Below are 9,974 nucleotides of genomic sequence, written 5' to 3'. Positions count from 1 at the left end.
CCGGAATTCCTCAACCGTGTCGATGACATCATCGTCTTCAAGGCTCTGGGCAAAGATCAGGTACGCAATATTGCCACCATCCTGCTCAAACGCCTGAGTGAACGTCTGGAAAAACAGGTCAAGATTCACCTTACCTGGACCGATGAAGCACTGCAGGCGCTGGCCAATCAGGGCTATGACCCGCAGTTCGGTGCCCGTCCGCTGCGCCGCCTGATTGTCCATACCGTCGAAACGGCACTCAGCCGCGACATCATCAGCGGCGTCGTCCGTGAAGGCGATACGGTCTCCATCAACTACGATGGCCAGCAATTTACGTTCACGCCGTACAGACAGCAGAAAGAAGCCTGATGTTTGACGTTTGACGTGACTTCAAATGATAAAAGCGGCTGGTGCATTACGTGTGATTACGTAGTGCACCAGCCGCTTTTTCTATATTCTGTTATTCATTGTATTCTTTGTAGAGCTGCTTCAAGACATTAGACCTGGTAATCATGCCGACGACTCGCTTGTTGACGACGACGGGGATGACTTTCAGGTGTTCGATGACCATAGCGGCCGCTACTTGTTCTACGTCCGTATCGGGCGTCGTGATGACCACGTCGCGGGTCATCAGTTTTTCACATGGTTCATCCATGAGCGTCCGGAATTCCTTGGCATACTTATTGATGCGGCTGGTCATGATTTTCGAACCGATAATCGGCAGAGCCCGGGGAATGTGGGGCCTGGAACTGCGGTACATGAGGTCCGCACTGGTAATGATGCCGATAAGGTGTTCTTCATCATCGACGACGGGCACGGCCAGCAGGCGGTGTTTGACGAAAAGTCGGAATAACTTGCGCACCGGCGTATCGGGCGTGACAGAGACAAACATCTTGTACATGACATCGCGGACCGGTACGACAGGAGCCTGTTTCTTTTCCGTTCCGTCTGTGCCGGGCTGTTTCTTCAGTTCTGCTTCATCCATATAGCCCGCCTCCCCTACGATTCACCGTATTCCTGATACAATTCGTCCAGGATGTTGCCACGTGTCACGATGCCTACGACGTGTTTCTTGTCCACGATGGGAATGACTTTCAGATGTTCCGCCACCATGACGCCGGCAATCTGTTCGACCGGTGCATCCGGTGCGGCAATGATGACATCTTTGGTCATCAGTTCTTTCGCCGTCCCGGCCATGAGTTTCTTGAATCCCCGGTTGTAGGCGCTGATGCCACTGTAATAAATACTGGCGCCGAGAAGGTTGACGTAATGCGGTACGTGGGGTTTTACTTTTTTGTACAGCAGGTCCGCATCGGTGACGATACCGACCAGTTCATCTTCATCGTTGATGATGGGGATGGCCGTCACCTTATTCTTGACAAATAAATTGACCAGTTCATAGACAGATGTATCCGGGCCGGCCGTCACAAAGGCTTTTTCCATGATTTCTGATGCTATATGCTGTGCCATATAAATCACTCCTTTATAAGCAGGCTTTCCCTCCCATGGATGCCTGCCGGTTATGATTTTATTTTCTATATATATAATTTGACACATAACTCCAATTTCCTGCCAGATGCAGAAGAATACTTTGGTAAAATTGCAATAAAACCCCCGGACACCTTGTTCCATATACAGCAAGGCATCCGGGGATTCTGTTTGTTTCAACGACTCTATAGCGGACATCCCGTCCACAGGGCCATTCCCGGTTATAAATGGTACGGTTCGTGGCGGGCGATTTTGATGGCCCGGTAAATCTGTTCCACCAGAATAAGGCGGATCATCTGATGGGTCAGGGTAATGCGCCCGAAGGATATGCGTTCATCGGCGCGGCGGCGCAACGATTCGGAAAGGCCAAAAGGACCGCCGATGATGAAAGTCAGTTCACTGGTACCATAGAGGGCCAGGTCGGAAAAGCGCTGTGATAACTCTTCCGAGGAAATAAGTTTTCCTGCCACATCGAGGACAAACAAGTGGGAACCAGTATGCACATGAGAGAGCATTTTCTCCCCTTCTTTTTCCAGCACCTGTTCTTTCTGGGCTGGGGAAGGATGGTCAGGCATTTTTTCTTCCGGAAGGACGGTCAGTTCCACCTGTCCGTATGGGCGCAGACGCTTGAGAAATTCCTGAATACCTGCCGTAAGATATGCTTCTTTGATTTTGCCCGTAGCTATAATGTGGTATTTCATTGGTCATCCTCGTCATCGGCCGGAGCTTCCTGAAGCACTACGTCGGCACTCTGGCTCGAACTATTGCGGTCGAAAGTAACTGTCACGGTATCGCCGGGTCTGGTCTTGGAAAGAGCGTCCTGCAGATCCGTAAAGGCTTCAATCGTCGTATCGCCGACCTTGGTAATGACATCGCCATGACGCAGGCCTGCCTGATTCAGGGGACCGCCGGCAATGACTTTGTACACATAGACGCCACTCACGTTGAGCTTCATGCCAAAGCGGGCTGCCATCTTCTTATCGAGTCCGTAGAAACCGAGGTACGGACGGGATACTTTGCCATTCTTGATGAGCGATTCCAGGATGGGCCGGGCCGTATTGATGGGAATGGCGAATCCCAGGCCTTCTACGCCTTCCTTGGAAATCTTGGCACTGTTGATACCGATGACCTTACCATCGGCATCGACGAGAGCGCCGCCGGAATTGCCGGGATTGATGGCCGCATCAGTCTGTATCAGTTTCATCCCTTCCCCTTCCACACCGATAGTCCGGTTGAGGGAACTGATGACGCCGGCCGTTACGGTTCCCTGGAATTCCAGTCCCAGAGGGTTGCCGATGGCGATGGCCGTTTCACCGACCTGCAAAGAGTCGCTGTCACCAAATTCGGCAACGGGCAGATTATCGACATTAATCTTGACGACGGCCAGATCGGTCTTTTCATCGCGGCCGACGACGGTTCCTTCCGTACTCTGTCCATCGGCCAGAGAGACGATGACCGTTTTCGCCGTCCCGACGACGTGATTATTCGTCGCAATGTATCCCGACTTATCGAAAATGATGCCTGAACCGACGCCCTCGCCGACGAGGACTTTGCGGTTAAAAATGTCGCGGTTATATACTTTCGTCGTAATCCCGACGACAGCAGGACCGACTTTTTTGGCTGCCTGCACAACGGCCGTATTGCGGGCATCGGATATGGCTTCACTCTTGGCCGGTTCCTGCAGCTGGTTCAGATTGCCCGAATAGGTCTGGCTGCCGAAAAATGTTTCATGGATTTTAAAGCCGCCGGCAATACCGGCGCCAATCAGGAGAACAGCGACCAGCGCTGTCAGCCATTTTTTTCGTGTCATTATAGAGTACCTCCGTTCAAAAATCGCACGGATCCCGTCGCCGAGGCGAGGCGCAATAACATATCCTGCCCGATGACCAGGCCATGGCCCGTGAGAACATCGCGCATGGTCTGCACCGTAAGGGCCGGTGTATTGTTGTGTTCACTGCGATGGGCCAGCAGGACCTTGACCATTCCCCGCCGCGGCAGAGAGCTGAGAAATTCCGCTGCCGTCCGGTTGGACAGATGGCCCTGATTTCCCAGTATACGCTGCTGCAGGGCGTAGGGATAAGGCCCGTTTCGCAGCATCGTTTCATCATGATTCGCTTCGAGGATGAGCATATCCGACCAGGAAGCGGCCGTCATGACATCGGGTGTAATACAGCCCAGGTCCGTTGCCAGGGTAATCTTGCAGTCGCCGTGATACAGGGAATAACCCACCGACCGGGCCGCATCATGGCTGGTCGCAAAGGGAACGATCTGCATCTCTCCCAGGGAAAGGCGGCGCGGCAGGCGGACAAAGCGGTCCATATAAGGGAGAATCTTATTGCCCATGGCCTGCCAGGTCTCCTGTGTCGTATAGACAGGCATATGGGTCCGTTTCAACAGGACGGGCAGGCCGCTCACATGGTCCGTGTGTTCATGGGTAATGAGGACGGCATCGAGGTCAGACAAAGCATACCCGAACCGGCGCAGTCCTTTTTCAATGCGCCGGCAGCTGATGCCGGCATCGATGAGCACGCAGGTCCGTCCACAGCGGATAAAGGCGGCATTGCCACTACTGCCGCTGGCCAGGAGGCTGACCAGGCAGTCGCCGTTGTGGCTGACGGTCTGGCTTTTCAGGAACGAGCCTCCATCTTCAGACACGGCTGCCGATTTCGTCTGGCTGAAATCGGCAGCGAGGGATGGATACCCTGCCGGTTCCTCCGTCACAGCAGCTCCGGAAGCAATACGGCGCGCCCTGCCGATAGACTGGGCCAGTTGCGCCAGCCGGATTTCACTCTCCGTCATGGAGTTCTCCCTGTACGATGGCAATGCCGGCACTGGCACCGAGGCGGTCGGCACCGGCTTCTACGAGCTGCCGCGCCGAGGCATAATCGTGGATACCACCGGAGGCCTTGATTTTGGCACTGCCGTCTACGGCCCGTTTCATGAGAGCCACATCGTGGACGGTCGCTCCACCATGGCCAAAGCCCGTCGACGTCTTGACATAGGCAGCTCCTGCTTCGACAGCCACCTGGCAGGCCTTTACCTTTTCTTCATCTGTGAGAAGCCCCGTTTCCAGTATCACTTTGACGGGACGGCTGGCCGCACTCAGCACGACGAGGCGGATGTCCTGATAGACGTACTCCCAGTCGGCGGCTTTGGCCCGGCCGATAGCCAGGACCATATCAATTTCATCAGCCCCGCTGGCTACAGCTTCGGCTGTTTCCATGGCCTTTGCCTTGCTGGCCATAGCTCCAAGAGGAAATCCGACGACCGATGTCACCAGGCAGGATGTCCCGGCCAGTTCCTGTTTCGCCAGTTCTACATAAGACGAATTGACGCAAACAGCGGCAAATCCGTACGTACGCGCTTCCTGGCAAAGCTGGCGGATATCTCCGGGCGTCGCTTCCGGTTTTAAATTCGTGTGTTCAATACAGGCTGCAATAGACATGACAGACCCTCCTTTAAACGCATCAGTAAAATGTAAATCCTGTGATTTTTAATTATAGCACAAAACGAGGAAAGTTCCATACCAAAAAAACAGGAAAAAGGGTAGAAAAAAACACCATACGGAGCGTATCTCGTACGGTGTTCTTTGTGGTGGGCCTAGGTGGACTTGAACCACCGACCTCACGCTTATCAGGCGTGCGCTCTAACCAGCTGAGCTATAGGCCCATGTCCTAGCGACTTTCTTAGTATATCACACAAAGACATCTTGTCAAGAAATTTTTCTGTCAATTATATGTCCTGTATGGTACAATGATAGTTATTGACATATATGTTTATATTATCATAAAGAAGGGATTTCCATGAAAAAACTCGACCCCCATGTCTATTTATTTACCATGGGCCATTTCTCCGTAGACTGGGCCCAAGGCGGCATCCCTGCCCTGCTACCGTATTTTATCACGGCCTGCCAGCTCAATTACCAGCAGGCGGCGGGCATCATCTTTGCCAATATTCTCCTGTCATCGGTAACACAGCCGCTCATCGGCTACTATTCCGACCGGATTTCCAAGCCCTGGCTGGTCCCACTTGGTCCCGTGCTGAGCGGCCTGTCTCTGACGGCCCTGGCCTTTACGACCAATTACTGGGTCATCCTGTTCTGTTCCATGATCAGCGGCCTAGGAGGCAGTCTGTTCCATCCCGAAGCCGCCCGTATGGTCAACCGCATCGCCGGTTCTCTCAAAGGACAGGCTCTGGGCAGCTTTTCCGTCGGCGGCAATGCCGGTTTTGCCATCGGCCCGATGGTAGCCGGGTTCAGTGCCTATACCTTTGACATCCACGGGCTGGTCCTGTACGGCATAGTCAACGTGATCGTCGCCGCTATTCTCTACCACTCCATGTCCACCATCCTCACCATGGCTGCCGCCGCTGACAAAGCCGAAGCCAAAGCGCATCCGGGAGCCTCTCATGAAAATGACTGGGGCGCCTTCAGCAAGCTGACTGTCGTCATATTCGCCCGTTCTATCGGCTTTACCCTGTGTAATACGTTCATCCCCATTTACTGGATCACCATCCTGGGAGCCACGCCCTCTACGGGCAGTATGGCCCTGTCCATCCTGTTTTCCATGGGCGTCGTCATCACCTTCCTGGGCGGTATCATGGCCGACCGTTTTGGCTTCATCCGGGTCATGCGCGGTTCATTCCTCATCATGGTGCCGGCCATGTTCTTCCTGGTCAACAGTTCCCAGCTCTGGCTGGCCACACTGCTCCTGCTGCCCGTCGCCTTCTCTCTCTTTGCTCCCTACAGTCCCATCGTCGTCCTCGGTCAGACCTACCTGGGCAAAAACGTCGGCTTTGCTTCGGGCATCACTCTGGGCCTGAGCACGACCGTAGGTGGCCTCCTGTCACCGGTCGTCGGCTGGGGTGCCGACCTCTGGGGCGTCCAGACAGCCATGCAGATTCTCTGGATATGCGCTGCCATAGGCTGCGTTTTTACCTTCCTCGTTCCCGTCCCCAAAGCATGGGAAGAGGAGAAAGTGTGAGGCTAGTGGCTAGTGATTAGTGATTAGATGTTACCAAAAACAGCTTGTCTTACGACAAGCTGTTTTTGGTATGCATTTCTGCCAATTGCAAACTATGTTTTTCCAAACTACGCTCTTATACCGGTTCTTCTTCCGTTTCGTCATGGCTGACAGCTTTTGGTCCGCGGCGGTTGCTCGTATGATTTTTCCAGACAACCCACAGCGATGTATCGACGCAAATCGAGCTGTAGGCCCCGCTGATAAAGCCAATGAGCATGACCAGGGAAAAATTCTTCGTCGATTCCCCGCCGAAGAAATGGAGGGCACCGCAGGCAAAGAGTACCGTCGTCAGGGTATAAATACTGCGGTGGATACTCTGGGCGATGCTGTCATAAGCCAGCTTTTCATATGTATCGGTGCGGCGGTGAGTCCGCGTGTTTTCACGGACACGGTCGAAGATGACGACCGCTTCATTCATGGAGTACCCGACGACGGTCAGGATAGCTGCCAGGAAAGTCGCATCGATTTCCAGATGGAAAAAGGAGAAAAAGCCCAGTACCATGATCAAATCATGGAGAATGGAAACGAGGGCGGAAAGAGCGATTTTGTATTCAAACCGGAGAGTGATGTACGCCGCCAGGGCGATAAAGGCCACGGCCAGGCTCATGATTGCATTTTTCGTGACTTCCGAGCCGATGACAGCCCCGACGGATTCGGTCCGCTTCACTTCGGCCCCGCCCAGTTTATTGCTGAGCTGGTCGGCAATCGCCTTGCTTTCATCGGACGACAGGTTGCGCATGCGGATCATGACATCCTGGGACGAATCCTGATCGCTGACCCCGGAAAGCTGGATGACGCTGTTTTCCAGGTCCATATTGGACTGGTCCACGACTTCACGCACCTGGGAGACGGTGACAGGCTGCTTGAACTGCATGTCCAGAATCGTGCCGCCCGTATAGTCAATGCCAAAGTTGAACCCATTGATAAAAATGGAGATGATACTGAAAATGACCAGCACGGACGACAGGGTGAACCACCATTTTTTATGAGCTACGATGTTGAATCTCATTTGTGTCCCCCCTTATTCTTCATATGTTCCGGTACCTTGCGGTTCAGCCCGTAGAACCAGGGATTGGTAATGAGCCCCGTATTGATGAACCACGTCAGGAGCGAACGGCTGACGATGATCGCCGTAAACATACTGACGATAATCCCCAGTGCCAGGTTGACGGCAAAGCCTTTTACAGTGCCGCTGCCCATGACGATGAGGACGATAGCCGCGATCATGACCGATACGTTGGCATCGAGGATTGTGTTAAACGCCCGCTTGAAGCCAGCCTCCATAGATGTCCTTAGACTCTTGCCAATGAGCACTTCTTCCTTAAATCGTTCGAATATCAGGATATTCGCATCGACGGCAAAGCCCATGGACAGGATGACCCCGGCGATGCCTGGCAGAGTCAGGGTGGCATCGAGGTACTTCAAAATAGACAACAGGATGAGGACGTAGACCAGAAGGGCGATATTGGCCACTACGCCGGACATCCGGTAGATGATGATCAGGAAAATCATGATGAGCACGATGCCGATGGCAAAGGCTTTTTCCGATTTGACCTTGGAATCCTGGCCCAGGCTCGGCCCGATGGTACGGACTTCCATGACCTGCAGCTTGACCGGCAGTGCGCCGGAACGGAGCAGGATGGCCAGATTCTTGGCATCTTCCAGGGTCTTGCTGCCGGTGATGACTGCCTTGCCGCCCGTAATCGGTTCGTTGACGACCGGTTCGGTAAGGGGTGCGCCATCGAGGTAAATGCCGATTTTACGGCCTACGTTGGAAGCCGTGAGGTCGGCAAATTTCTTGGCCCCTTCGTCGGTAAATTCAATGGCGACGACGTTCTTCTTGCCCTGGTCGATCTGTTCTTTTGCCGTTTTCAGATCATTCCCGGTCATGCGCGTCGTGCCCGATTCATCCTTAAATTCCAGGACCGCCGTCTTGCCGATGGTTTCAATCGCCTTTTCCGGATTCTTTTCCCCCGGCAGTTCGACGATGATCCGCCGTGCCCCTTCTTTCTGGACAATCGGTTCAGTCAGGCCCATTTCATTGATACGCCGTTCGACGATGGAGACAGCACGGTTCAGGGAATCGTCTGTAACCGGTGCTTCCGGTGTATCGACGGCTTCCAGTACGATATGGGTACCACCCTGCAAATCCAGGCCCTGCTTGATGGAATTGGCCAGGGGATAGATGAAGGTGATAAATGCTGCCAGAATGATGATGACGGCAGCGGAAAACTTAATCATATTGCGGGTCCGCAAGAGAAGTCCCTCCCCTTAGTCTTCTTCGTCGCCGGCAATCGCGCTGATGGATTCTTTCTTCAGCTTGATTTCCACTTTATCGGCAATGCGGATGCGGACATAGTCGTCTTTGATATCCGTAATTACGCCATAGAGGCCGCCAACGGTAACAATTTTGGTGTTTTTCTTCAGATTGGAGAACATTTCCTGACGCCGTTTCTGCTGACGCTTCTGCGGACGATACAAAATGAAGTAGAACAAGAGGACCATGAAGAGCAGCGGCCACATCTGGCCGAGGTCACCCAGAAAGCCCAGGTTATCGTAGTTAGTCAAACCGTTAAAAAAATTAGCAATAGAATCCACAGTTTTTACCTCCTAGTGAATAAATATAATATATGTACATGATGTGTAGAATTACCCATCTTGATACCGTTTCCAGAACTGTTCGCGGAATGTACGGAATGTACCATCTAATATAGACTGACGCATCTGGCGCATAAAGTCAAGGAGAAAATACAGATTATGGATGCTCACCAGCCGGTAGGCCAGGAGTTCTTCCGCCTTGAAGAGGTGGCGGATATAAGCGCGCGTATAGTTGCGGCACGTATAGCACTGGCAGCCCTCTTCAATGGGATGGAAATCGTGGGCATACCGGGCATTGCGCACCGTGAGGCGTCCCGTATGGGTCATGGCCATGCCGTTGCGGGCAACGCGGGTCGGAAATACGCAATCGAACATATCGACGCCGCGGGCCACCCCTTCGACGAGACAATCCGGCGTGCCGACACCCATGAGATAGCGGGCTTTTTCCCGTGGCAGGTGTTTGGTCGTATAACCCAGCACTTCATACATTATATCCTTACTCTCGCCAACACTCAAGCCGCCGATGCCATATCCATCAAAATCCATGTCCACCAGATCCTCGCAGCTCTTACGGCGCAGGTCTTCGTACATGCCGCCCTGAACGATGCCGAACAGTCCCTGGGTATCACTGTGATGGTGGTCGAGGCAGCGCTGTGCCCAGCGGCTCGTCCGTTCCGTCGAAAGTTTCGTGTATTCATAGTCCGACGGATAGGGAATGCATTCGTCAAAGGCCATGGCGATATCCGAATTGAGGGCCATCTGGATATCCATGGATACTTCCGGCGACAGAAATTTCTTCGAGCCGTCGAGATGGCTGCGGAAGGTGACACCTTCTTCTTTGATTTTCCGCATCTGCCCCAGACTGAACACCTGGAAGCCGCCGCTGTC

General features: G+C 53.3%; 11 protein-coding genes, 1 tRNA gene and 1 pseudogene. 2 read left to right on the top strand and 11 right to left on the bottom strand.

Annotated features, from left to right (window positions below):
- Window positions 1–348: pseudogene (locus B4H10_RS04855) on the top strand (ATP-dependent chaperone ClpB); the annotation flags it as partial.
- Window positions 349–439: 91 nt separating this feature from the next.
- Here the strand turns inward: B4H10_RS04855 and B4H10_RS04850 are convergent.
- The 7 genes from B4H10_RS04850 to B4H10_RS04820 form a co-directional block, all read right to left on the bottom strand.
- A complete protein-coding gene (locus B4H10_RS04850) occupies window positions 440–964 on the bottom strand; it encodes a CBS domain-containing protein (RefSeq protein ID WP_059075743.1) in 525 nt (174 codons plus the stop codon).
- 14 nt (window positions 965–978) lie between these two features.
- Window positions 979–1,449 carry a CBS domain-containing protein gene (locus B4H10_RS04845; protein WP_059075779.1) on the bottom strand — a complete coding sequence of 157 codons (471 nt, stop codon included), beginning with the start codon at window positions 1,447–1,449 and terminating at the stop codon, window positions 979–981.
- 239 nt (window positions 1,450–1,688) lie between these two features.
- The gene (gene rlmH / locus B4H10_RS04840; protein ID WP_075582063.1) at window positions 1,689–2,168 is read right to left on the bottom strand and encodes a 23S rRNA (pseudouridine(1915)-N(3))-methyltransferase RlmH; all 480 of its coding nucleotides are present in this window, start codon (window positions 2,166–2,168) and stop codon (window positions 1,689–1,691) included.
- Complete coding sequence (locus tag B4H10_RS04835; RefSeq protein WP_414674000.1) at window positions 2,165–3,277, bottom strand: S1C family serine protease; 1,113 nt, start codon at window positions 3,275–3,277, stop codon at window positions 2,165–2,167. Before B4H10_RS04835 ends, rlmH begins: the two co-directional genes overlap by 4 nt.
- Window positions 3,277–4,266 (bottom strand): MBL fold metallo-hydrolase, encoded by a 990-nt coding sequence (locus B4H10_RS04830; RefSeq protein WP_059075740.1) that lies wholly within the window; start codon window positions 4,264–4,266, stop codon window positions 3,277–3,279. Before B4H10_RS04830 ends, B4H10_RS04835 begins: the two co-directional genes overlap by 1 nt.
- Window positions 4,253–4,912: a deoxyribose-phosphate aldolase gene (gene deoC, locus B4H10_RS04825; RefSeq protein ID WP_059075739.1), complete on the bottom strand. Its 660-nt coding sequence runs from the start codon at window positions 4,910–4,912 to the stop codon at window positions 4,253–4,255. The genes B4H10_RS04830 and deoC overlap by 14 nt, the downstream gene beginning before the upstream one ends.
- 147 nt (window positions 4,913–5,059) lie before the next feature.
- Window positions 5,060–5,136: transfer RNA gene (locus tag B4H10_RS04820), tRNA-Ile, on the bottom strand.
- A gap of 134 nt (window positions 5,137–5,270) precedes the next feature.
- On the opposite strand from B4H10_RS04820, the gene B4H10_RS04815 reads away from it, so the two are divergent.
- Window positions 5,271–6,449 carry an MFS transporter gene (locus B4H10_RS04815; protein WP_292018305.1) on the top strand — a complete coding sequence of 393 codons (1,179 nt, stop codon included), beginning with the start codon at window positions 5,271–5,273 and terminating at the stop codon, window positions 6,447–6,449.
- Window positions 6,450–6,564: 115 nt separating this feature from the next.
- Here B4H10_RS04815 and secF read toward each other — a convergent pair whose 3' ends face one another.
- The 4 genes from secF to tgt all read right to left on the bottom strand — a co-directional run.
- The gene (gene secF, locus B4H10_RS04810; protein ID WP_059075737.1) at window positions 6,565–7,497 is read right to left on the bottom strand and encodes a protein translocase subunit SecF; all 933 of its coding nucleotides are present in this window, start codon (window positions 7,495–7,497) and stop codon (window positions 6,565–6,567) included.
- A complete protein-coding gene (gene secD, locus B4H10_RS04805; RefSeq protein ID WP_083237175.1) occupies window positions 7,494–8,729 on the bottom strand; it encodes a protein translocase subunit SecD in 1,236 nt (411 codons plus the stop codon). The genes secF and secD overlap by 4 nt, the downstream gene beginning before the upstream one ends.
- A 30-nt stretch (window positions 8,730–8,759) precedes the next feature.
- Complete coding sequence (gene yajC / locus B4H10_RS04800) at window positions 8,760–9,086, bottom strand: preprotein translocase subunit YajC (RefSeq protein ID WP_234995450.1); 327 nt, start codon at window positions 9,084–9,086, stop codon at window positions 8,760–8,762.
- A 51-nt stretch (window positions 9,087–9,137) separates the two neighbouring features.
- The coding region (gene tgt, locus B4H10_RS04795; RefSeq protein WP_292018304.1) for a tRNA guanosine(34) transglycosylase Tgt at window positions 9,138–9,974 on the bottom strand (837 nt) is incomplete at its 5' end.

Origin of the sequence: Megasphaera sp. UBA4382 (assembly GCF_002391155.1) — a bacterium.
Taxonomy (GTDB): Bacteria; Bacillota; Negativicutes; order Veillonellales; family Megasphaeraceae; genus Megasphaera; species Megasphaera hexanoica.
This window is presented reverse-complemented; position numbering and strand designations above follow the sequence as displayed.